The organism is Thalassobacillus sp. C254, assembly GCF_001310615.1.
The window spans coordinates 24,199-47,406 of record NZ_BAXQ01000005.1; the positions used below are offsets into that span (position 1 = coordinate 24,199).

The 23,208-nt window shown below is 41.2% G+C and carries 23 protein-coding genes and 6 pseudogenes; 19 read left to right on the plus strand and 10 right to left on the minus strand.

Annotated elements, in window-relative coordinates:
- Positions 1 to 18 precede the first annotated feature (18 nt).
- From JCM19033_RS07050 to JCM19033_RS25235, 9 genes are all read left to right on the plus strand, one after another.
- Entirely contained in the window at positions 19 to 1,749 is a 1,731-nt protein-coding gene (locus tag JCM19033_RS07050) for a 3-hydroxyacyl-CoA dehydrogenase/enoyl-CoA hydratase family protein (RefSeq protein WP_269758020.1), read from the plus strand.
- The gene (locus tag JCM19033_RS25205) at positions 1,743 to 2,018 is read left to right on the plus strand and encodes a hypothetical protein (RefSeq protein ID WP_269758021.1); all 276 of its coding nucleotides are present in this window, start codon (positions 1,743 to 1,745) and stop codon (positions 2,016 to 2,018) included. The genes JCM19033_RS07050 and JCM19033_RS25205 overlap by 7 nt, the downstream gene beginning before the upstream one ends.
- A complete protein-coding gene (locus JCM19033_RS25210; protein ID WP_269758022.1) occupies positions 2,002 to 2,268 on the plus strand; it encodes a hypothetical protein in 267 nt (88 codons plus the stop codon). The genes JCM19033_RS25205 and JCM19033_RS25210 overlap by 17 nt, the downstream gene beginning before the upstream one ends.
- Positions 2,268 to 3,017 (plus strand): hypothetical protein, encoded by a 750-nt coding sequence (locus JCM19033_RS25215; RefSeq protein WP_269758023.1) that lies wholly within the window; start codon positions 2,268 to 2,270, stop codon positions 3,015 to 3,017. Before JCM19033_RS25210 ends, JCM19033_RS25215 begins: the two co-directional genes overlap by 1 nt.
- 35 nt (positions 3,018 to 3,052) lie before the next feature.
- A complete protein-coding gene (locus JCM19033_RS25220; RefSeq protein ID WP_269758024.1) occupies positions 3,053 to 3,199 on the plus strand; it encodes a hypothetical protein in 147 nt (48 codons plus the stop codon).
- A gap of 210 nt (positions 3,200 to 3,409) precedes the next feature.
- A complete protein-coding gene (locus tag JCM19033_RS07060; protein ID WP_269758025.1) occupies positions 3,410 to 4,546 on the plus strand; it encodes a class I adenylate-forming enzyme family protein in 1,137 nt (378 codons plus the stop codon).
- Positions 4,539 to 4,898 (plus strand): class I adenylate-forming enzyme family protein, encoded by a 360-nt coding sequence (locus JCM19033_RS25225; protein ID WP_269758026.1) that lies wholly within the window; start codon positions 4,539 to 4,541, stop codon positions 4,896 to 4,898. The genes JCM19033_RS07060 and JCM19033_RS25225 overlap by 8 nt, the downstream gene beginning before the upstream one ends.
- A gap of 100 nt (positions 4,899 to 4,998) precedes the next feature.
- Positions 4,999 to 5,604 carry a hypothetical protein gene (locus JCM19033_RS25230; RefSeq protein WP_269758027.1) on the plus strand — a complete coding sequence of 202 codons (606 nt, stop codon included), beginning with the start codon at positions 4,999 to 5,001 and terminating at the stop codon, positions 5,602 to 5,604.
- A gap of 14 nt (positions 5,605 to 5,618) precedes the next feature.
- Entirely contained in the window at positions 5,619 to 6,365 is a 747-nt protein-coding gene (locus JCM19033_RS25235; protein ID WP_269758028.1) for a hypothetical protein, read from the plus strand.
- 180 nt (positions 6,366 to 6,545) lie between these two features.
- On the opposite strand, the gene JCM19033_RS25240 is transcribed toward JCM19033_RS25235, so the two are convergent.
- From JCM19033_RS25240 to JCM19033_RS25245, 3 genes are read right to left on the minus strand one after another with little or no spacing between them, the layout of a single operon-like run.
- Complete coding sequence (locus JCM19033_RS25240; protein ID WP_269758029.1) at positions 6,546 to 6,725, minus strand: hypothetical protein; 180 nt, start codon at positions 6,723 to 6,725, stop codon at positions 6,546 to 6,548.
- An 8-nt stretch (positions 6,726 to 6,733) separates the two neighbouring features.
- The gene (locus tag JCM19033_RS07070; protein WP_269758030.1) at positions 6,734 to 7,618 is read right to left on the minus strand and encodes a chloride channel protein; all 885 of its coding nucleotides are present in this window, start codon (positions 7,616 to 7,618) and stop codon (positions 6,734 to 6,736) included.
- The gene (locus JCM19033_RS25245; RefSeq protein WP_269758031.1) at positions 7,588 to 7,830 is read right to left on the minus strand and encodes a hypothetical protein; all 243 of its coding nucleotides are present in this window, start codon (positions 7,828 to 7,830) and stop codon (positions 7,588 to 7,590) included. The genes JCM19033_RS07070 and JCM19033_RS25245 overlap by 31 nt, the downstream gene beginning before the upstream one ends.
- A gap of 380 nt (positions 7,831 to 8,210) precedes the next feature.
- Here JCM19033_RS25245 and JCM19033_RS07075 point away from each other — a divergent pair.
- Positions 8,211 to 8,860: pseudogene (locus tag JCM19033_RS07075) on the plus strand (SDR family oxidoreductase).
- A gap of 398 nt (positions 8,861 to 9,258) precedes the next feature.
- A pseudogene (locus JCM19033_RS07080) lies at positions 9,259 to 10,792 on the plus strand (malate:quinone oxidoreductase).
- 117 nt (positions 10,793 to 10,909) lie between these two features.
- On the opposite strand, the gene JCM19033_RS07085 reads toward JCM19033_RS07080, so the two are convergent.
- The 4 genes and pseudogenes from JCM19033_RS07085 to madL form a co-directional block, all read right to left on the minus strand.
- Positions 10,910 to 11,131: a hypothetical protein gene (locus JCM19033_RS07085; protein ID WP_374701209.1), complete on the minus strand. Its 222-nt coding sequence runs from the start codon at positions 11,129 to 11,131 to the stop codon at positions 10,910 to 10,912.
- 14 nt (positions 11,132 to 11,145) lie between these two features.
- Positions 11,146 to 11,361, minus strand: a complete 216-nt coding sequence (locus JCM19033_RS07090; protein WP_157049781.1) for a hypothetical protein — start codon at positions 11,359 to 11,361, stop codon at positions 11,146 to 11,148.
- A gap of 646 nt (positions 11,362 to 12,007) precedes the next feature.
- A pseudogene (gene madM, locus JCM19033_RS07095) lies at positions 12,008 to 12,768 on the minus strand (malonate transporter subunit MadM).
- Positions 12,769 to 12,783: 15 nt separating this feature from the next.
- Positions 12,784 to 13,185 carry a malonate transporter subunit MadL gene (madL, locus tag JCM19033_RS07100; protein WP_054635795.1) on the minus strand — a complete coding sequence of 134 codons (402 nt, stop codon included), beginning with the start codon at positions 13,183 to 13,185 and terminating at the stop codon, positions 12,784 to 12,786.
- Positions 13,186 to 13,474: 289 nt separating this feature from the next.
- On the opposite strand from madL, the gene JCM19033_RS07105 reads away from it, so the two are divergent.
- The 8 genes and pseudogenes from JCM19033_RS07105 (at position 13,475) to JCM19033_RS07135 (ending at position 20,358) form a co-directional block, all read left to right on the plus strand.
- Positions 13,475 to 14,134: a GntR family transcriptional regulator gene (locus tag JCM19033_RS07105; RefSeq protein ID WP_054635897.1), complete on the plus strand. Its 660-nt coding sequence runs from the start codon at positions 13,475 to 13,477 to the stop codon at positions 14,132 to 14,134.
- A 78-nt stretch (positions 14,135 to 14,212) separates the two neighbouring features.
- On the plus strand, positions 14,213 to 15,151 hold the full coding sequence (locus JCM19033_RS07110; protein ID WP_054635796.1) for an ACP S-malonyltransferase: 939 nt from the start codon (positions 14,213 to 14,215) through the stop codon (positions 15,149 to 15,151).
- 39 nt (positions 15,152 to 15,190) lie between these two features.
- Positions 15,191 to 16,837 (plus strand): annotated as a pseudogene (gene mdcA, locus JCM19033_RS07115) (malonate decarboxylase subunit alpha).
- A 12-nt stretch (positions 16,838 to 16,849) separates the two neighbouring features.
- Positions 16,850 to 17,725, plus strand: coding sequence for a triphosphoribosyl-dephospho-CoA synthase (locus tag JCM19033_RS07120; protein ID WP_054635797.1), 876 nt, complete (start codon positions 16,850 to 16,852; stop codon positions 17,723 to 17,725).
- 16 nt (positions 17,726 to 17,741) lie between these two features.
- A complete protein-coding gene (locus JCM19033_RS07125; protein ID WP_054635798.1) occupies positions 17,742 to 18,041 on the plus strand; it encodes a malonate decarboxylase subunit delta in 300 nt (99 codons plus the stop codon).
- Positions 18,034 to 19,212 (plus strand): biotin-independent malonate decarboxylase subunit beta, encoded by a 1,179-nt coding sequence (mdcD, locus tag JCM19033_RS07130; protein WP_306301267.1) that lies wholly within the window; start codon positions 18,034 to 18,036, stop codon positions 19,210 to 19,212. The genes JCM19033_RS07125 and mdcD overlap by 8 nt, the downstream gene beginning before the upstream one ends.
- The gene (locus tag JCM19033_RS27260; protein ID WP_306301268.1) at positions 19,187 to 19,726 is read left to right on the plus strand and encodes a biotin-independent malonate decarboxylase subunit gamma; all 540 of its coding nucleotides are present in this window, start codon (positions 19,187 to 19,189) and stop codon (positions 19,724 to 19,726) included. Before mdcD ends, JCM19033_RS27260 begins: the two co-directional genes overlap by 26 nt.
- Positions 19,717 to 20,358, plus strand: coding sequence for a malonate decarboxylase holo-ACP synthase (locus JCM19033_RS07135; protein WP_054635799.1), 642 nt, complete (start codon positions 19,717 to 19,719; stop codon positions 20,356 to 20,358). The genes JCM19033_RS27260 and JCM19033_RS07135 overlap by 10 nt, the downstream gene beginning before the upstream one ends.
- Before the next feature lie 155 nt (positions 20,359 to 20,513).
- On the opposite strand, the gene JCM19033_RS07140 is transcribed toward JCM19033_RS07135, so the two are convergent.
- The 3 genes and pseudogenes from JCM19033_RS07140 to JCM19033_RS07150 form a co-directional block, all read right to left on the minus strand.
- Complete coding sequence (locus JCM19033_RS07140; protein WP_054635800.1) at positions 20,514 to 21,035, minus strand: molybdenum cofactor biosynthesis protein B; 522 nt, start codon at positions 21,033 to 21,035, stop codon at positions 20,514 to 20,516.
- Between the two features lie 127 nt (positions 21,036 to 21,162).
- Positions 21,163 to 22,169 (minus strand): annotated as a pseudogene (locus JCM19033_RS07145) (FecCD family ABC transporter permease).
- Positions 22,166 to 23,175, minus strand: a pseudogene (locus tag JCM19033_RS07150) (FecCD family ABC transporter permease). Before JCM19033_RS07150 ends, JCM19033_RS07145 begins: the two co-directional pseudogenes overlap by 4 nt.
- Between the last annotated feature and the right edge of the window lie 33 nt (positions 23,176 to 23,208).

Sequence of the window (23,208 nt, forward strand, 5' to 3'; positions counted from 1 at the left end):
GTCCGGGGTTGCTCAAAAATGGCCCAAGAGGGACTGGATGTTACCTTAGTAGATATAAATGAAGAAAAAGTCCAACGAGGAATAGACATCATCAGGGAAACCTTGCAAGAAGGGGTAGATCGAGGGATATTTAGTGATGACCAATTAACAGAGATTATGAATCGAGTTCATGCTTCTTCTTCCTATGAAGCATTAAAGGATGCAGATTTAGTAGTAGAGGCAGTCTTTGAAGATTTAAATATTAAAGGAAGTGTTTTCGAGAAGTTGGATAAAGTTTGTGAAAGCAAAACTATATTTGCTACGAATACTTCAAGTTTGTTTGTTAAAGATATTGCAGGGTATACATCACGGCCTGAAAAAGTAATAGGAATGCACTATTTCTATCATCCCGCTAAAAACAGGCTGGTTGAAGTGATTCCTCACGAACAAACCAGTGAAGATACAATAAAAACGACAATGTTAATTGGGAAGCTTCATAACAAAACGTGCATTCTTGTAAAAGATTCTCCAGGATTTGCTGTTAATCGCTATTTTGTACCATTCTTAAATGAATCTGTTCGTTTAGTAGAAGAGGGAGTAGCAAACATTCCGACAATTGATGAAGCAGCAAAAGAAGCATTTGAAATTGGGATGGGACCGTTTGAATTGATGAATGTTACTGGCCTGCCAATTGCTGAGCATTCTTGTTCCTATTTAGCAAAGGAAATTAGCGAATTTTATAAGCCTGCACCATTATTAAAAGAACAAGTCAATAAAAATGACATTTGGGACCTTAGTGGAAGTGTGATTGAAAAGGACTTTCCTTCTATCCAGAAACGCCTATATGCCACTGTTTTTGGTATTGCGGCAGCGCAAGTTGAAGAAGGAGTAGCAAGTATTGAAGATACAGATATCGGTGCTAAAGTGGGGTTGAAGTGGAAATTAGGTCCATTTGAATTAATAAACAAGGTTGGAGTACGTGAAGCTTATAAGCTAGTCAAAGAGTTAAATGGAAGCTATCCTGGTTTTCATAATCCAGCCTTATTAAAAGAACAGGCAGAAAAGGACCAACCTTTTACCTTCCAATTTATTAAGTCAGAGATAAAGAATGGAATAGCCTATCTAACGATTAACCGTCCGGAAGCAATGAATGCGTTAAACCCAGTAGTTGTTGAGCAATTAGAACAAGAGTTTGATAAAGTAGAAAAGCAGGCGGAAGTAAAGGGAATAGCTATACAAGGCTCAGGAAAAGCCTTTATCGCTGGAGCTGACATTCGATTCTTTATTGACTGTATTGAAAACAATCAAATAGAAAAGAACGTGGAGTTTACTAGAAAAGGTCATTCTCTGTTGCGAAGATTAGAAACCTCTGAAAAAGTAACCATTGCCGTATTAGATGGACTATCTCTTGGCGGTGGCAGTGAATTGGCATTGGCCTGTCAGAAAATCGTTGCTACTAGTCAGGGTTCGATGGCCTTTCCTGAAAGCGGTTTAGGGATTTACCCAGGACTTGGCGGAATGCTTCGAATGAATCATCATGTTGGTAAAGAACTAACAAAATATTTTGTTATGACAGGAAAATCAATACGTGCTGAAGATGCGGAAAACTTAAAAATTATAGCGAAACTAACTAACACGGAGAATCTTGAAGAAACCATTGAGACAGTAGTGGAAAAAGGACAAGACGATAAATATATAAGAAGAGAAATTCCATCTTCCTATGATAAATATATTCAAGCTTTTCTGATGAGAATGTCCAAAAAATGTTGAACGGTGAAAAGCCAGATGCAGTAGAGGAAGCATTAGCAGATAAGCTGACAAAAATTCTTTCCAAAAAAGGTCCCATTGCCTTAAAGTTGATAAATCAGCTTATTAATGAGCAGTCGAAGTGTACAATTGATGAAGGGATCGAGCTAGAGCTTGATCATTTAACAACGATTTTTAAAACAAAAGATGCACTAAATGGATTGGTTTCTTCTCTTACGGGAAGTCGTCCTGTGTTTGTAGGGGAGTCTGATAATTATGAGCATGTTAAATAAAGCATATATCCCTTATGGGGGTTATTATGCGACACCATTTTGTAAATGGCAGGGTAGCTTTCAACATGAGAATTCCCTTGAACTTGGGGCTAAAAGCAGTAAAAAATGGTTTGAACAGCGCAATATTGACCCTAACAATGAGTTAGATTATATTTATTTAGGCATAACTGTTGGTCAAAAAAGCGTGTTTTATGGTGCTTCCTGGGCTTCTACATTGATGGGGCACCCGATATACCAGGACAGACGCTAATGCATGCCTGTGCCACATCAACAACTGCTCTTTATAATGCTGCAGCTTCTGTAGAAGTTGGGAATATGTCGGTGGGCTACTGTTTATTAACAGATAGATGTTCAAACGGACCACATACGATTTGGCCTCATCCTAATGGGCCTGGTGGTCAAGTGATAGCAGAGAACTGGAATTTAGATAACATGGCAGCCGATCCTTCCACTGGTAAAGGTATGCTGATGACAGCTGAGAAAGTAGCCAGGGACAATGAGTTTGGTAAAGAAGAAGCTGATGAACTCACCTGGCGAAGATATGAACAATATAGAGAGGCGCTTAAAGATGATCGTGCTTTTCAAAAGCGGTATATGTTACCCATTGAGGTTGCGGTAACGAAACGTCAATCCAAAACGATAGAAACAGATGAAGGGGTGACAGAGACCTCATTAGAATCTCTGCGTCGCCTGAATCCTACTATGGAAAATGGTATTGTCTCTTTTGGCGGACAGACGCACCCTGCAGATGGGAATGCTGGTATTATGGTAACAACTAAAGAGCATGCAAAACGATTAAGTACAGATCCAAATGTTTCTATTCAAGTTGTTTCTTACGGGTATGCTAGAGCGGATAAAGGGACTATGCCCGCTGCTCCGGTTCCTGCTGTAAAAATGGCGTTGGAAAAAGCTGAAGTAGGAATAGAAGAAATCTCCACAATAAAAAATCATAATCCATTCATAGTTAATGATTTATATTTAGCGAAAGCCTGGGTATAGATGCTTACGACTTCAATAATTACGGCAGCTCCTTAGTGTTTGGACACCCTCAAGCACCTACAGTCGGACGTCTTATAATAGAAGCAATTGAAGAAACGGTTGAAAAGGGCGGCGGATATGCATTAGTGACTGGGTGTGCCGCAGGAGACAATGGTGCTGCTATCATCTTAAAAATTGAGTAGTCACAAGGTGTTGTAAGATTGCTGTTGGGGATCCCTCAACAGCTTTTTTATTCTAAAAAAAATTAAAATTATTCACAGTTGTTCTACATACAAGAAAGTAGGTATAAAGTAATTTTTGCATTTATTTATACTGGTAGTAAGCGGTTCCAAAAGGAAAAAAGTAGTGTAAATCTTAATCTTGGATGAGACTTTAAAAGGCGGGTGTTATGAATGGTATGCGGACAAAAAGAACAAACCGTACACGATTTGTTAAATATTTCAGCAATGCAATACGGGGATAAGGAAATCGCTTTCGATCAAAAAAATCGACTTTCTTATAACGAGCTGGTAAAGGAAAGTGACAAGCTCGCAGAAGGGTTATTGGCATTAGGGGTACAAAAAGGAGACAGAGTAGGCGTTTGTCTGCCCAATTGGAATGAAACAGTCTGTATATTTTTCGCTGCTGCAAAAATTGGAGCCATACTCGTACCATTTAATCCACTGTACCGATCCCAAGAAATTGAATATATCTTAGAAAATGCAGAACCCAAAGTGCTGTTTGTAATGAAGAATTTTTTGAACAATGTAAATATGGATATTGTTTCTCAATTGGTACCAAAGGTTGTGTCTGTTCGCTTTGTAGAAGACAAGCTTATTTCTTATGAACATGTTGTATCCCATAACGGTAATATTGCAAGAAATGCAGTCATTGATCCATCAGAGGATATATTTTGTATTTTATATACTTCTGGGACAACCGGGGCACCAAAAGGGGTTATGATTTCCCATCTCAGCGTTGCGAAGTGTGCAGACGCAGTAGTAAAGGAAATGTCCTGCAATGATAGTGATGTGTTTGTGGTCCCGGCACCGTTATTTCATATTTTTGGCATTGCCTGTAATATGATTCCGGCAATAATTGCTGGAGCTCGCATGGTGCTTTTGGAAAAGTTTAACCCACAGCAGACCCTTGAAATAATTGAGCAGGAAAGGGTTACTGTACATCAAGGGGTTCCTACGATGTTTTTAAAAGAACTAGAAGTAGAAGGATTTGAAACCTATGATTTATCTTCATTGCGAACCGGAATGGTAGGTGCAGCACCGATTTCACCAGAACAAATGAAAAAAATACGGAAGAAAATGGATTTTAATTTGTGCCAATCATTTGGTTCGAGTGAAACGAGTGGCAGTGTGACGATCAATTCTATGGATGATAAAGAATCAGTGATACTAGAGACAGTTGGCAAACCTTTTAAGGGTGTAAAGCTAAAAATAGTAGATGAACATAGAGAAGAGCTTCCAGTTGGCCATACTGGAGAAATTGCCGTTCACAGCTTTGGGAACATGAAAGGCTATTATAAAAATGCCTGAAAAAACGAACGAAGTGCTTGATAAAGAAGGTTGGTACTATACAGGGGATTTAGGTGTACTAGATGAAGAAGGTAATCTTCGTTATGTAGGAAGAGAAAAAGAAATGATTGTACGCGGGGGTTTTAACATTTACCCTCAAGAAATAGAATCGCTTCTTCTTAAACATGAAAAAATTGCGGCTGCATCTATCATAGGTATGCCTGATGAAGTGCTTGGTGAGGTAGTATACGCTGTAGTTCAGCTTCGTTCAGGAGAAAAAATGACTGAACAAGAAGTGAAGGATTATGTAGCTGATCATATGGCGCTATATAAAACTCCAGCAACGATTATTTTACAGACAACATTCCGATGACAGCAAGCGGGAAAATTCAAAAGGGAAAACTTCGTGAGCAAATAAGTCAATAAGAAAATTGTAAGCGTTTAATTAAAACTTATTTAGTAGGAGGATTTCCATGGATAGAGAAACGAAAGGAAAAGTTCACCCTCATTGGAAGTTAGGGAAATATCAGGTGCGTCTTCCCTTTATTCACTATAGACTAGAAACACCAGAGCTAATTCAAGGAATTGTTATTTTTGCTATTGGGCTAAGTATGATTGAAATCATGACAGGTCCTTTAGGAATGTCTTATGGGGCGGCCATCACCATTGTTATGCTCGGTCAGTTTTTTATGTTAATACCTCCTATGTTTGGTGTACCATTTGTTCCAGGTTTTATTACACCATTAATTCCTGTTCTAATTGTTTTTTTAAGTGGTTTCGAGCCGGGAGCTGAAGCAATACAAGCACTCATTGCCCTGCAATTACTCGTAGCTTTAATCTTTCTTATATTTGGGGTAACGGGTTTAGGTAAAGTGTTTATCACAAAGCTTCCGGTCTCTTTAAAAGCAGGGATTTTAATAGGAGCTGGTATCGCTGCAATCATGACTGAAATTGAAGCAGGCGGAAGGCTGGCAGAGACGCCAATTACGTTGATAATCGGAGCTTTCTTATGCTTGTATATTATGTTTTCTAGATCATTTCGTCGACTCCACGAAAAAATCGTTTTATACGTTTTATAGCAAGTTATGGAATTATGCCTTCGATTGTCGTTGCAATCATTATTGGATGGCTTGTAGCTGAATACCCATCTCCACAAGTAGAATGGGGAATTACCATACCTTCGTTCAGTGAAACGTGGAATGTAACACCATTTGTTCTAGGCTTTCCTGCATGGGAAATATTTATGGCTGCTATTCCTACTGCTATTCTTGCTTACATTATAGCCTATGGTGATATCATAGTAGGAGATAAGCTCTTAGAAAGGTCAAGTTCTTATAGACAAGACGAAAAAATTGAATATGATTCAAACCAAATTCACTTCCTGACTTTTTTTAGAAATTTCATGCATGCATTATTTTTCCCGCACCCTGGTTTAGCAGGTCCTATTTTTACAGCAGGAACCGCTTCTGTCGCTGAAAGATATACTTTTGGAAAAAAAGCGATGCAATCCATTTTTTCAGGTACAAATTCTCTCATTATTTCTTTGTCATTGGTTATTTTTATACTGCCTTTAGTTACTTTATTTCAACCATTTTTACCTATTGCTCTTTCAATTACATTAATCTTAACCGGATATTTATGTATTACTGTAGGTATTCAGCAATTAAAAAACGAAACGGAAATTGGTGTTGCAGGTGTCATGGGTATTGTGCTGGCAGTATATGGAGCAGCTTACGGCCTTGTTGTTGGGCTTCTTCTATACTTTCTCTTGCAAAAAGAAGTATTTATCAGTAAAAGCAATGAACAAGTATATAGAAACGAGGGAAAAGATGTTGTTTAATAATTCAGATCATTCTAAATAGAAAGTTATATTTTAAAATTCAATCTTTTTTATGATTAAAGGAAAAATTCATTTTAAAAATGAAAAGTCCTCATAAGCTTCACCAACAAAGCCCACTTGAAGTGGGCTTTGTTGGTGAAGACCAAGTGGTGGTTTATTCTAAAACTATTTAGGGTTCTGTTACGTAGATCCTTTATTCTTTTGCTCTGCCTTTTTGATCGTTTCCCCGCTTACGGTCTGGTAGAGGCGGCTTTTCGGTTCATAAATGGTTTGAGAAGGCCAGAGTCCATGGTGTCCTGAAAAGATATAGCTGACCAGACAGGCCGTAAAGAAGTATTCAAGCCCTTTTCCATCAAACATTTCTACTGCTAAAAGAAAGGCAGCAATTGGTGTATTTGCCCCGCCGCAAAAACGGCAATCATCCCGAGCGCAGCAAGGAATGACATGGGGAGATCAAAGAATTGATAGAGAGTATTTCCTAAAGTAGCACCAATAAAAAACAAAGGAATGGCTTCTCCGCCCACAAAGCCTGTTCCTAACGTAACCGCAGTGAAAACCAGTTTAGCGAGGAAGGCAAAGGGAGGAACGTCGTGTGTAAATGACTGTTCAAGCATTTCCAACCCTCGTCCATTATACTCATAGGAACCAACAAGGTACGTTAAACCGACAATGATGATTCCCCCTACAAAGGCACGCAGCATATGGTTTTTCTTTGTATATTTTTCTGAAATCTGATGGATACCGTGTCTTAATTGACAGTAAAGCACACTTATAAAACTAAAAAGAACAGCAAGAAAAATGACTTTGGCAAATGCCAGAACTGATAACTCCGGTACGGATTGGATGATGAAGCTTTCGTGCTCCACCCCCCATACTTTTTCAGTTATAAAATGCCCTATAAAACTTGCTGCCAGGCATGGGACAATAGCTTCGTATTTCAGTTTTCCTAAAGCTGTCATTTCCATCCCGAATACTGCGCCAGTTACAGGGGTGCCAAAGGCTGCTCCAAAACCTGCACTTATGCCGCTCATGAGCAGGATTTTAGTATCGATTTCATTTATTTTAAAAAAGCGAATGACAGTTTCTGCAACACTTCCGCCCATTTGTATCGCAGCACCTTCTCTTCCGGTTGAGCCTCCAAATAGTACTGTGATAAATGTTCCTAAGTAAACAATTGGCCCCATTCTGCGAAGGACTTTTCCTTTCCCCTGAACGCCTTCAATTACCAGGTTATTTCCTTTATATAAATCCACTCCCCCACTGGCCCAAAAGTCATATACATATATCCAATCAACAAGCCTCCAAAAGGAAGAAAAAGAATAAGCCAGGAGGTTTGTTTGCGTAATTCTCCAAGAAAGTCGTTCGTATGGAGCAGCAGGGCCGTGGTTGAACCTATAATCAGGCCAATGATTCCTCCTATTAATACCCACCTTGTGACGATAAGCAAAAAGTGCTTAGAGAGCATAGGAACACTCCTCTCTTCCTTAGCTTATACCCCCTGTAGAGCGTCTTCGTATTAATTATGTAATACAGATAAGGAAAGCCAGCATTCCTTTCTGGCAGACTCTCAACGCCCATCTACTGTTTCATTGGTCCCTTCCTTTTATCTTTTACTGAGTATGGATTATTTATGTAACAGAGAGGAAGTATGTAAATGTACTAAGGGACCTGACTGGTCAGCAAATTAATTGATTACACGTGGTCTTGTTGATATTCTTTACTTTAAAGACCTTCAGTACCTAATCAAATTTTAAAGAAGTTACAGACTGAAACAGGGTCTTTTCGGATTGGAGTCATCAGGCAATGGGGAAAATTTAGATGGAAATCATAGAAAGGATGATATAAATGAAAGTTCTTGTTGTAGGTGCAAACGGCCAAATTGGAAAACACCTGGTTTCTTTTATTCAGGAAAATGAAAGCCTGGAAGCCAGAGCCATGATCCGTAAAGAGGAGCAAGCTTCTTATTTTGAAAGCCTCGGGGCTGAAACTGCGGTAGTGGATTTGGAAGAGGATATCGAAGCAATAGCGAAAGCAGCAGAGGGAGTCGATGCCATTGTCTTCACTGCAGGTCCGGGCCACATACAGGCAAAGACAAAACCATAATGATTGATTTGGATGGTGCTGTAAAAACAATCGAGGCAGCCAAAACTGCCGGGGTAAAACGTTTTATCATGATTAGTTCCTTTGATACCCGCCGTCAAGCGATACAAGAGGCGCCTGCTTCCTTTGCCCCATATGTCGCAGCGAAGCATTATGCGGATGAATGGTTACGAGCGGCAGATTTAGATTATACAATTATTCATCCCGGCTTGCTTACAAATGATAAGGGAACGGGTCAAATAAAGGCAGCTGCCGACATTAAGATAGATGAAATTCCAAGGGAGGACGTGGCAAAAGTCATTGTTGCCACATTAGAAAATGAGGAAACGGTTGGAAAAGAATTCCAGATAGTTCACGGAGATAAACCTGTAGAAGAAGCAATACATTCAATCTAAGTATAAAAAGATACTCTTGGTCGATTCATGGAAGACAATTTGCCAGCAAGGTGAATTGTCTTTTTTTAGGATACTCTTTACTGCTCCTGTACTAGTAACACTTCGGATCATATTAAAAGAGGGTAAATACAAAGGATGAGATAATATAAAAGTGAAATTCTTCCACTTTTCAGCTTTTAAATAACACCGGGCTATTATATAATAGTGTTAGAAAATTTTAATCTATCATATAATAGTAAATATTTTAATCTTTTACCAATAGTGATACACTATAAACAGGTTATAATTGATTCAGAAAAGATGTGTGACGAGTCGCGCCCTGACTTGTTAGATGTTGGCGCCTAAAAAAGGACGCATACATCCTTTTCTGTAAATTTATGCGTATGAGGGTGGTAAACATGAGCAACAATCAAACGGATACAGACGTTATATTAATTGGTGCCGGAATTATGAGTGCAACATTAGGTGCACTGCTGAAGGAATTAGTCCCCGACTGGAAAATAACTGTGTTTGAAAAGCTCGACAATGCAGGAGAGGAAAGCTCCAATGAATGGAATAATGCAGGAACCGGACATGCGGCCCTGTGCGAGCTTAACTACACAGCTGAAAAGCCAGATGGGTCTGTAGATATTAGTAAAGCGATAAAAATAAATGAACAGTTCCAGCTTTCCATGCAATTTTGGTCCTATCTAGTTAACAGAAAGCTTATAAAAAGTCCCCAGGATTTTATTATGCCATTGCCTCATATGAGTTTTGTACAAGGGGAACAAAATGTTAAGTTTCTAAAGAATCGTTTTAAAGCGCTTTCGGATAATCCTTTATTTGAAGGCATGGAATACTCCGATAATCCAGAAAAACTGAAGGAATGGATCCCGCTTGTGATGGAAGAGCGAGATTCAAATGAACCAATAGCAGCGACAAAGATTGACACGGGAACTGACGTTAACTTTGGTGCATTAACGAACATGTTATTCGATCACTTGGAAAGCACGGATGTGGAAGTGAAGTATAGACGAAGCGTAAATGATATTAAGCGCAGAAGCGATGGTTCGTGGGAGTTAAAAGTGAAGAATCTTTATGATGGTTCTGTTGAACGCCGCACTGCTAAGTTTGTCTTTATTGGAAGCGGGGGAGGTAGTATCCATCTGCTCCAGAAATCAGGTATTCCTGAAGGAAGAAATATCGGTGGGTTCCCGGTCAGTGGTATATTTATGGTTTGTAATAACCCGGACGTTATAGAGCAGCATAATGCAAAAGTATACGGCAAAGCAAGGTTGGCGCTCCGCCAATGTCAGTTCCTCATCTGGATACAAGATATATTGATAATAAAAAATCATTGTTGTTTGGACCGTTTGCCGGCTTTTCACCTAAGTTCCTAAAAGGTGGTTCAATGTTCGATCTGGTAAATTCAGTAAAGCCTAATAATGTCTTAACGATGCTTGCTGCAGGAGCAAAAGAGATGTCTTTAACTAAATACCTGATGCAGCAAGTGATGCTGTCAAAAGAACAGCGCTTGGAAGAGCTTCGTGATTTTATCCCTAATGCTAAGAGCGAGGATTGGGATTTGGTCATAGCTGGACAACGGGTACAGGTGATTAAAGATACAGAAGAAGGCGGAAAAGGAACACTTCAATTCGGTACGGAAGTAATTAGTTCTGAAGATGGTTCTATTGCAGCCTTATTGGGTGCGTCACCGGGTGCTTCTACAGCTGTTCACGTTATGCTTGAAGTTCTAAAAAATGTTTCCCGGATCATCTTACAGAGTGGGAACCGAAACTAAAAGAAATGATCCCCTCTTATGGCTTGTCGTTAATGGAAAACCCTGAGCTTTTGAAAGAAATTCATACTTCTACGGCAAAGTCCCTTGGATTTGAAGAGGAAACTACCCAAGAAAAAAGCGAGGATAAGGCCCGTATATTACAGGAAGCATAGATTTATGCTTCCTGTATTTTTTTGCAAGGAGTTCTCTTTATATATCCTTAGCATCCCTAACGAAGATTATTTGTTTTACTGGTGAAGAAAGGTCAATGGTGTCACGAATCCATTTCTTTACTCATCTGTTTTATTTATCTCAATTACTTTCTCGCTGGTACTTTTTTTGGGGACAGTAATCCGCAGTACCTCATTTTCAAAGATTGCGTTGATTTCGTTTTCCGAGATCGGAAAAGAAAATGGAATAAGTCGCTGCATTCTTTGAAAAGACTGTTCTCGTTTCTGGTACATGGTAAGATCATTCTTTTCTTCAATGATGGAAGAGTGGTTCACAGACAATTTTAAAAAATTGTCTATAACCTCAAGTTGAATTTGGTCACTGCTGCATCCGGGAGATAGAATTTCAAAAAGTAATGATCTTCGGTTTCCTCTATTTCTCCCTCAACAAATCTACTCTCGGGAAAAGATTGAAAGTGCTTAAAAGCTTCATCAATATAAGAATCCATGTATTGTATAAGATCCCTCATTACACCTTCAGTAAAAAGGCCTGGAAGTTTTTTATGATTCATATCCACTCAATTTCACCTCTTTTTCTTACAATATGATTTGAAAGCTTTCCATAATAGCCCTTCTTATTTATACGTCTTGAAACATGAGGTGTGTGGGCTCGTAACATAGGCATCGAACAGTTATGTCAGCTCTGAAAGCCCCTCGAACAATAAAGTAGAAAAAGGGCGACATCAAAACCTCAGTCTCGATGTCGCCCTTTTTTTTAATTGTCTTTATTCTCTCTTCCTGATTTTGAGATGGTTGTTCTATCTCCGGTTTGTGGTTGAACCGCATCTTTCCCTTTAATTATGTTTCGTTTTGATTTTGATTGTTTTCCCATATAGATCCCTCCTTATTATTAGTATTTTCAACACTTGTAGGCACAATTATGTAATAACTTATTATTGGTGTACAACTTATTTTTGGCTCAATCAAAGATGTAAGGCTAAAAAAGCGCTTTACTCTTATTATAGTACGATTACTAAGAAGGAATTTCTGTGAAGAAAGAACGATGACCTGTTCACGACATAGGAACTCTTGTGAAGGGAAACGTGAAGAAGCTATGTGGAATCGAGAATGCATAAACATTAAAAAACTACCACTAAAAGCAGCCATGCTTTCAAAAGTGGTAGTTTATTGGTTTAAATCCTTAAGAAGGTAATCTAACTAACCAGCAACAAAGCTGATCATCAGAAAGAGGATGGAGGGGACAAGAAGGCATCCAAGCCCGGTAAAAAATGTTGCGGTCATTGCTCCGTACGGTACTAATTTTGGATCTGTGGCAGCAAGCCTCCTGCTACGCCGCTTGTCGTGCCCATCAGACCGCCATACACCACCGCTGCACGAGGGTTGTCCAATCCAATATATTTTGCAACAAAAGGAGTACCGACCATTACGATGATAGATTTCACAAGTCCTGCAGCGATGCTTAACGTAATTACTTCAGAACTTGCACCAACTGCGGTACCTGCTACAGGACCAACAATATAAGTAGTAGCTCCGCCGCCAATAGTTGTTAAACTTGCTGCGTCCGTATATCCAAAAGAAAGTGCAACCAGGACTCCGACAAAAAAAGAAATGAAGACACCGACAAAGAGAGAAAGGATTCCAGCAAAGCCTGCTTTCTTAAATTCTGAAAAGCTGGCTCCAAATGCTGTGGAAACAATTGCCAGGTCTCGAAGCATAGCACCGCCCATCATCCCTATCCCGGAAAACATTGACAGGTCAGCCAAACCATTTTCACCGCCGGTGTATACGCCGCCAATATAAGCGAGGACTAAGCCGAGAATGATAGCAATAGCGGAGCCGTGGAGACGCCCTTTCGTGAGTTTATCAGAAAGGAAATAAGAGATATACATCGTAACGCCCACAACTGCAAAAGCGGTAACAAGACTGTTTGCTTCAAGGATCTCTAAAATAACTTCCATAAATGGTTACCCTCCTTAATTTGCTTTTTTAAACTCTTCTTCCTGTTTCAAGCTGTCGTACTTGTCCTTTCCAATACGGCTTAAGAGGGGAACAAGGGCAAAGCTTACAAGAGTTGCACTGATACCAGCTAAAATAGCAAGAGGACCTCCTTCGATAGCACCGACTACATTTTGCTGAGCAGTCATGGCAACGACTATCGGGATATACATCGCACTCCAAAATGCCATTCCCTGTTCTGATTTAGGATTCAACATTCCTTTTTTCTTTAAATGGTCAATTAACAGGACCAGAAAAAGCATCGCGATTCCAACACCGCCGACATTGGCGTTAACACCCATCAAAATACCAAGGTAATCTCCGAGCACTACACCAATAAGCATACAAACTGCTAAAATTGCCACTCCATAAATGACCAATGCATTCAACTCCTTTATAATAGAGATAACAAAGGACAGAGGACGATCAACATTACCACTCATAATCGTTGATGAGGAGGCATCACTCCCGTATAGTAGTGTAAACGGTTACAAAAAATACAAAGGAAACGGTCGACAATTGACTGTACTCTTATATTAGACATAATTTTTTGATAATTCAAGGTTTTTTAAAATTTAAAAAAGTTATTGCGGATTTGTTTTTTACGTATTATACTAAGTGAAACGACAGTCGACCAAATAGAAGAGAAAGGGGGCTGTCCTTGTGAGCATGAATTTAACAAAGGATAACGCCTTGTCAAGCGTCATTGCTAAACACATCACTGAACAAATTATGACGGGGGAACTGAAGCCTGGCCAGAAATTAGTCGAGCATTTATATGCGGAGGAATACGGCACAAGCAGAGCGCCAGTCCGAGAAGCCATCTACTTGCTGACAATTGAGGGCCTGGTTGAACGGATTCCACGAAAAGGAGCGATTGTAAAAGGGTATACCGAGTCTGAAGTATATGACCTTCTTGAAATCCGTATTATGCTTGAAGCACTTGCGATGAAAAGAATCCAGGAAAATGGAATCAATGCTGATTCCTTGAAAGAGATGGAATCTATTTTAGCTGAAATGGAAAAAGAAACAAACCACACGAATTATACTCAATTAAATCATTCCTTTCATACTGCACTTATTAAAATGAGCCAAAGTGAAGTGATTAAAAATAACTATGTAAGAATCGAACAGCCATTGTTAACCATACAAAATCTTTCCTTCTCAGTCGAAGGAAACATAGATAAGTCAGTAAAAGAACACAAAATGCTGGTGAAACTTTTAAAAACGGGTAAGTTTAAGGAAGCCGATAGTCTTCTTCACAAGCATAATCATGATGTTATAGTTAGCATTCAAAATCAACTGTTAAAAGATAAAGAGGAAGAATAACTCTTCCTCTCTTTTCAAGAATTCATTGTATGCGCTTACAAATTATTCGGTCGACTATCGACTGATGGAGGTGAGAAGATGAGTATTGTTTTTCTTTTTCCAGGACAAGGATCGCAAAAGCCTTACATGCTTCAGTCATTACCAAAAGAACCTGAAGTAAAACGAACGATCGAGGAAGCAAGCAATGCAATAAATGAAGATATAACATTGAGGGACTCCCCTGATGCCTTAGCCTCCACAACCTCTGTACAGCTTTCTATTCTAGTTGCCAGTATGGCGCTATACCGTTTGCTCACAAAAGAGATCGCCCTGCCGGAGATGGGAGCAGGTCACTCCGTCGGGGCATTTACGGCAGCTGCAGCGGCAGAAGCGCTTTCTTTTCCTGACGCTGTGAAGCTTGTAAAAAAAAGAGGGGAGTACATGGAAGCCTCTCTTCAAAGTAATGAGTATGGCATGGGAGTGATAACCGGCTTACCGAAAGGCCAGATAGAGCAAATCATTAAAGCGATCTACTCGGATAGCTATCCTGTGTATGTAACGAATGAAAATGCTCCTGATCAGTTTGCCATTTCAGGTCACAAAAAGGCAATCAAGCAAGTCGTCGCAGAGGCAGGAAGGCGGGGCGCCAGAAAGGCAGATGCTCTTCAAGTAAGCGTCCCCTCCCATTGTCCTTTGTTAACAGAGGTTAGTAGAAAGATGGAGAAGGCTCTCGAGGGCGTGAAGTTCAGTCCTCCAAAATTCCCCCTGGCAGGCAACTCGTCAGCCAGATTGCTCACCGCTGGTCCAAAGCTTAAAAAGGATTTGTCATTAAGTATATCTCAGCCTGTGAAATGGCATGAATCCACAGAGATTATTTTTGAGAAGGGGGGACGTTTATTTGTTGAATGCTCTGCCAGTACGATATTAAAGGACCTTGCAGAAAGGGCGTTTCCTTCTGCCAGAGCGGTTTCAGCCATGCAAAGCGGAATCCGTTCAACAAGGCTCCTAATGGAAAGAAACAGAACCGCTGGTGTCTAAGTATTTTTTAAAGTTGAAAGGAGAGAAATCAATATGAATATGATTCCTAAAACCCCGACGGCTCGAAAGTGGACTAGACGAAGAGATGCTAAACAAAAAAGAATACAGTCTATTAAGAACATAGCTGAAAATAAGGTCATACCAACAGCCAATATTGTTGAAGCGATGGAATCACTGATATCCCCCGGGGACCGTGTAGTATTAGAAGGCAATAATCAAAAGCAGGCTTCTTTTCTTTCCTATGCGTTATCACACGTAAACCCTGACCAAGTAAACAAGCTTCATATGATTATGTCCAGTCTTTCAAGACCAGAGCACTTGGATATTTTTGAAAAGGGAATTGCCGAGAAAGTTGATTTTGCCTATGCTGGGCCGCAGAGCCGTCGTATGGCTCAAATGGTGGAAGACGGCGACCTGAAAATGGGGGATATCCATACGTACATTGAATTATATGGAAGGCTTTTTATCGACTTGATTCCATCCGTTGCTTTAGTAGCTGCTGAAAAAGCAGACAGTAACGGAAATTTATATACTGGTCCTAATACAGAAGAAACTCCAACGCTCGTTGAAGCTGCTGCTTTTCGGGATGGGATTGTCATTGCCCAGGTAAACGAAATTACCGATGATCTGCCCCGTGTGGACATTCCGGGATCCTGGATTGATTTCATAGTGGAAGCAGACAAGCCGTTCCAGCTTGAACCTTTGTTCACAAGGGACCCGCGCCACATCTCAGAAATACAGATTTTAATGGCTATGCTGACCATTAGAGGTGTCTACGAAAAGCACAATGTGCAGTCATTAAATCATGGAATTGGGTTTAATACTGCAGCCATAGAGCTTCTTCTCCCTACTTATGGTGAGTCACTTGGTTTGAAAGGGGAAATTTGCCAGCACTGGCCCTGAACCCTCACCCAACCATGATACCTGCTATCGAAAGTGGATGGGTGGACAGCATTCATTGCTTTGGAAGTGAGGTAGGGATGGAAAATTATATAGCGGCACGTCCTGATGTGTTCTTTACTGGACCAGATGGAAGTCTCCGTTCTAACCGTACATTCTGTCAGCTTGCTGGTCAGTACGCGGTTGACATCTTTGTGGGTTCGACCTTCAGATGGACCGGGAAGGAAATTCCTCCACTGTAACCTCTGGAAGCTTGCTGGTTTTGGTGGAGCGCCAAATATGGGTCATGACCCGGGAGGCGTCGCCATTCTACTCCTGCATGGATGAATATGGTAAACAGTGACGATCCTCTTGCCAAGGGTAAAAAGCTTGTTGTTCAAATGGTAGAAACCTTCCAGCTGGAAACCGGCCTGTGTTTGTGGAATCTTTGGATGCGATAGAGGTAGCCAAAGATGCTAACCTCGCAGTTACTCCGGTTATGATTTACGGTAACGATGTGACCCATTTGGTAACAGAAGAAGGAATCGCCTATTTGTACAAAACTGACAGCATTGAAGAAAGGAGAGAAGCAATAGCTTCTGTTGCAGGTGTGACTCCAATCGGCTGGAGACAACCAGGAAGAAAACGGCCAAGTTAAGGGAGAGAGGGATTATCTCATATCCGGAGGACCTTAACATCAACCGAACAGAAGCAAAAAGGTCACTTCTGGCTGCAAAAAGTGTAGAGGAACTAGTGGAATGGTCCGAAGGTTTGTATGAGCCGCCGGCAAAATTTAGAAGCTGGTAAGGAAGGAGAATTATGAAAAATATAACAATGGTTGATAGATCAAAATATTTAGCAGATAAAGCGGTAGAAGCTTTGATGGAAGAAGCCTTGCTTACACCAAAGCCCGGCCTGGTAGATCGACGTGATACTGGCTCTCATTCCGATATGAATCTCGATCTTATGCTGAAATCAGCAGCCTCACTTCAAGAGACTTTTTATAAGATTGGGGAAGCCGCCTGGAGTGAAAAACCAACACAAAAGCTGAGAGAAAAGATTGCAAGAATTGGTCGAAAAGGCGAGTACGATATGCTGAAAGAGACGAAAGGCGTCAATACCCATAAAGGTGCGATATGGGCTATTGGATTGTTGACTGCTGCATCGGCTATTAAAGGCCCTGAAGCGGATGCTGGTTCCATCACTGATACTGCAGCACAGATTGCCCGGTTTGATGACCGCTATGCGCCCGTAAAGGAAACAAATGGGGAAAAAGCAATTAAAAAATATCAGGTGCGTGGAGCAAAAGGGCAGGCTCAGCAAGGTTTCCCTCATGTTATAGATATAGGGCTTCCAGCTTTGCTCCAGTACAGAGAGGCAGGCCATCCTGAGGAACAGGCAAGACTTTATTCCCTGATCTCAATGATGGCTTATCTGGACGACACCTGTCTTTTACACCGCGGCGGCAGTCAAGTACTTGAACAGACAAAAGAAAGATGTCGTAAAATTCTTTTAGCGGGTGGTCCTGCTTCTGGTCAGGGATGGCGTCACTTACTTCAATTAAACAACTATTTAATAGAAGAAAATGCTTCGCCTGGAGGGAGTGCTGATCTGCTTGCAGCTGTGTTATTCATCGATAGTATACAAATAAGACTTTCTAGATACAAAACAGAGTTACAGCTCCAAAAATTATAACAAGGAGAGGTTTTAAATGGATACATTGCGATTTGAGTTTCCAGCAACAACCCCTGTTTCTAGTTCAGCGCATGTTGGGGTAGTAGGATCCGGGGACCTTGAAATACTGCTTCAGCCGACTGACCAGCCCAGAACCTCCATTCAAGTAAGGACAAGTATTAATGGGTTTAATGAAACATGGGAAAACGTTCTGGAGCGATTTCTTTCTTCTCATGATATTTGTGCCGATGTAATCATTAATGATTTTGGAGCCACTCCTGGAGTTGTTTCCATGAGACTTGCACAATTAATGGAGGTGAGCAGGCAATATGCTTAAGCTAAGAGAAAGTCTGACAGAATTAAAAGCAAGAGAGCGTGTTAAAGCATTATTGGATGAAGGGACATTTAGAGAGTTAATACCACCCCATGAACAGCTTGAATCACCCCATCTTGCACATCAAGGAGTAGTTCCTCAAAGTGATGACGGAGTTATTGTAGGAAGAGGTCTCCTTGGCGGGGAAAATGCAGTTGTTGTGGCCATTGAAGGAGATTTTCAAGGAGGCGGGATTGGTGAAGTGGCTGGCTCCAAAATCGCAGGTGCTTTCGAGAGGGCATTAAAGGATCATGAGAATGGTATTCCCACCCGGCCGGTGCTGATTTTTGACACAGGGGGAGTGCGGCTGCAAGAAGCAAACTATGGACTATTAACCATAGCAGAAATCCAGGCGTCCATTGTTGCTCTTCGCGAAAAAACCCCAGTAATAGGAATTATTCCCGGTAAAATAGGGTCGTTTGGCGGAATGTCTATTGCAGCAGGATTGTTCAGCAAGCTTTTGATTACGAAAGAAGGCAGACTAGGGTTAAATGGACCAGAAGTTATTGAGCAAGAAGCGGGAATTGAAGAATTTGATGCCGGTGACAGGCAGCTTGTCTGGAGAACAGTAGGAGGCGAGCAACGACAGAAAACAGATCATACTGATACACTGATAGAGGATGATATTCAAAGTATACGTTCTCAAGTGATGAAACACTTTGAAGAACCTGGTAATGAAGAACCAAGGTGTGAACAAATCAGCTCATTTCTTCATTTGCTTCATTCTTTTGACCCTTCAGAATCACTTACTCCGGAAAAGTATTTGGCGCTTTGGAAGGAAAGCAAGGGAGCGATTACGATAGAAGATGAAACAGCTGGCATGTCCATTTCAGCTGACAGCAACGGAAGCAAGTGGTTTACCGAACTGATGGCGATAGACGGGGCGGTCGAATCTTCCCAAATAAAGACTGTTCGCTGCGGTGATACCATTATCAATGGGAAAGATGCCCGTGTCCTTGCCGTCGTCCCTGATAAAGAAAATAAGTTTCCAAGAGTCCGAGGTGGAGAAGTAGGTTTAGAAGAAGGATGGACGATTGCTTATCACATACATCAAGCAATAGAAGAAGACAAAAATAAGGATCAAAAAAGGGCGATCGTAGCGGTTGTAGATGTCCCAAGTCAGGCCTATGTATAATGAAGAATTGATAGGAATTCACCTGGCATGTGCCGCTGCGGCGAATGCTTACGCAAAAGCTCGTTTAGCAGGACACCCGGTTGTTTCTTTAGTGGTCGGCAAAGCGATTTCCGGAGCCTTTTTGGCTCACGGTCTTCAGGCAAATCGCATCCTGGCAGTTGACGATTCATCTGTACAGGTTCAAGTGATGTCGAAGGAGTCTAATGCAAGAATTACAAGACGTTCTCTTGAACAATTAGAACAATCGGCAAAAACCGTTCCTTCCACAGCTTATGACATTCGTTCCTTTCAAACTCTGGGTGCACTCCACAAATTAATTACGGATGTAAATGCGTCCTCACCTTTAAAGGATGACATCGAAAAAATAATGAAAGAAATCGATCAGGCAATCGATGATTCCAGGCTGGGAAAAAACCATAATCTACAAAATAGACTTACTTCCAAAGAAGCCGTTGCAGGCGGTAGAAAAGCTTCTTTAGAAGTAAGGAAGAGACTGAATGAACAATGGAACTAAGGCCGCATGATTTGGTTGAAATGAAAGATGGGGAGGAAGCACCGAGCATGGCCCAAAACATTTCATGGCTTGAAGAAACTCTTCGTTATCCATGTTGGACGGTCGTTCGCCGAGCTCCACAAACAGAAGACAGTTTCCCGGCGGGTTTTCGAGGAAGATCAAGAGGTGAACGATTTGCCTGTTATTTATCAAAGAAAAATATAAAAAAAGTTGTTACTCCTGAATCAATAGTTACAGAAAAGAGATGGAAAAAGCACAGAAGCTTAGTCAACCAGGGGCTTTTTGAATCCTTAGAGATGGTAGATCAAATAATGAGTAAAAACCATCTTTGCTGGGGGCCTGGTGGAAGCTCAGGGTTTGAGTTGGCAACTGGCCTTCCTTCTGTCTCTGAAACAAGCGATATTGATATCATTATTCGGGCACCATATCCTTTAGATAAATATTTGGCAGCAAGTATTGTTGATGAGTTGTCTACTATTGAGACACGTATTGATGCTCAAGTAGAAACACCTGAAGGAGCTTTTTCCCTCATAGAGTTTGCGAGGGAAGATAGTAGAATCTTGTTGCGAACGAGTGAAGGACCCATGCTTACTGAAAGTCCCTGGGGTAAAAGGCAGGTCGTAGATCCGTAGAACGAAATCAGGCTCAGTATGTTCTCTTAGGAACGCTGAGCCTGTTTGTCTTTGTTTAAAAACTAATAGCAAGTTTACCTATAAGGAGGGGAGAATATACCACCTCTTCAAGAAAGGATAGGAGGTCCTTATTTGCAAATGAAGTCTTTTTTCAGCTAGTCTTTTGGTAAATCTTTACGTACTTCCCGGATGACATGGGTAATTTCAGGGAGAATGATTCGATTCATTGCCAGTCGCACAGCTCCTGAAGACCCAGGCATGGAAAAGACCGCAGTATGTTGATATACACCTGCTACTGCCCGGCTTAATATCGAAGCGGTTCCGATATCTTCTGCAAAGCTTAAATAACGGAACAATTCTCCAAAACCAGGCATTTCCTTTTGCAATAGTGACCCAACAGCTTCATAGGTTGTATCACGGAGAGCTATTCCCGTACCGCCATTTAACAAAATAGAATCGATGTTCTTGTCTTTGGCAGAACGTTTAATTAATTCCTGGATGCCTTGATAATCATCCTGTACAATCTCATAACGGACGATGTTGTGACCTTCACCCTCTAATAATTCTTTAATGAGTTTACCGCTTTTATCCGTTTCTTTTGTTCTGGTGTCTGAAACGGTAATAATCATGCAATTTACCGAGGAAGGGGCCTCGTTACGGTGTTCAGTGACAGACATTTCATATGTACCTCCTTTTCGTAATGATAACGATTTATATTCTACCATACTATAGATTCTGTACCAATTTTTTAGTTAGGAGGCGTAAAGGTTTTCAGAATTTGAATTTTTTAGCACACATCGAGAATCACCGTTTTAATAACAAATAAATAAAGTACGGGGCTCCTATCAAAGCCACAATAATCCCAGCAGGTATCCCATCAGGCTCTACAAGGTTTCTTCCGATTGTATCAGCAAGTAATAAAAGCCATCCGCCTGTCAAAACTGCTACAGGAAGAAACAACTGGTGTCTGGGTCCTACTAATGCTTTTGCTATATGAGGAGCCATCAGGCCGACAAAAGCAATTCCACCTGTAACAGAAACTGCAGAAGCGGCAAGGGCTGTAGCGGTAAGTAATAAAAGGACTCGTTCCTTCCCTATGGATACGCCGACTCCTGCTGCTGCTTCCTCACTGAGACTTAGAAGGTTTAACCGGTTTGCTTTGTACAATGTAAAAGGAACCAGGATAACCAGCCAAGCAAAAGAGCCCATATAAATACCCAGTCCGTTCCCCAGATGCTTCCTGCCAGCCACTTGGCAATAAAGTCTACTTTCTGGCGGTCTGCCGAAGAAATTAGAATAATCATTAACCCGGAAAGAGCCGTAGAAAAACCTACGCCTACAAGAATAAGGCGGATTGGCTGAAGTCCAGTGTGCCGCTGATAAGAGAAGAAATAAATAAAACAAACAGTAATAAGAGAACCAATAAAGGCCGTCACAGGAAGCAGTAAAACAAAGGTTCCGGCCTGGACAGGAAAAAATAAAAAGAAGACAGCGACAGCTGCACCCGCTCCTGCATTAATGCCTATAATCCCAGGGTCTGCTAAATCATTTCTTGTAATACTCTGAAGAATCGCTCCAGACAAGGCAAGCGCCATACCAGCCAGAAAGGTTATCCCTATACGCGGCAGTCTAATAGAAAAGAGAACAAATTCTTCTTTAAACGTTCCTTGTCCTAAAATAACAGGAATAATTCTATGAATAGACAAGGAAGAGTAGCCTAATACAGTGGACATGAAAATTGTCGTCACACTTAAAAAAAGGAGAATAATAAGTACTATAGTTTGCTTCCGATACAGGCCTGGATGAATCATGAGAATCTATTTCCCCCTTTCCGGACAATTAAGAGGAAAAAAGGCAGGCCAATGATAGCCACGATTGCGGCTGCCGGTGTTTCATAGGGGGCATGAATAACACGGCCGGCCGTATCAGCAAACAGCATAAATGCTCCTCCCATAATTGCTGACATGGGGATAATGAACCGGTAATCAGTGCCGACCATCCAGCGGACGACATGAGGAATCATCAGGCCCAGAAAAGCCAGATTGCCAACCAGTGCTACTGAAGATCCGGCTAGAATGATGATAATAATAAAAAGGAGAACTTTTACTTGCATGGTTCGCTGGCCGAGACCGACTGCTAATTCTTCATGTAGGCTTAGAACGGTGAGCTGTCTTGAAAGTAGAATAGAGAGCACGATGCCGCCCGTAATAAAAGGAACAATGAGCTGCAACTGTCCCCAGGTCGTGCCGATTAATCCCCCTGCTGTCCACATCGAGATATCCTGAGAAATGCGAAAATAAATTCCAACCCCTTCTGCTAAGGCAAACAAGAAAGCAGATATGGCTGCTCCTGCTAAAACAATCCGAAAGGGGGAATAACCGCCTTTTTTACTGCGCCAATGCCAAATACCATGGCTGCACCTGCAGCAGCACCGATAAAACAGGAAATCATGATTCCAAAGTAATTAATCCCAGGAAAAAAAGCCATCGTTACTGCAAGACCTGCGTTAGCCCCTGCCGTTAAGCCTAATAGGCCGGGATCTGCCAAAGGGTTCCTTGTCAGTCCCTGCATTACTCCCCCTGCCACTGCCAATGCTGCCCCTGTAAATAAGGCCCCAATTTCCCTTGGGAGGCGAATCTCCTGAATGAGAAGCACTTGTTCATTTCTAATATCAGAAATAAGAGCCAGCCATACATCGTAAGCAGTGGTTTCAGCGGCACCCATAAGCAGAGAAGCCGTGAACATCCCAATGAGAAGAATGAGTGAAACTATTAATTTATATGTATAACTAACTTTGGGTAGGAACTTTCTATTCATCGTGATTCCCATCTTTTCTAAAGTGAAATAGAA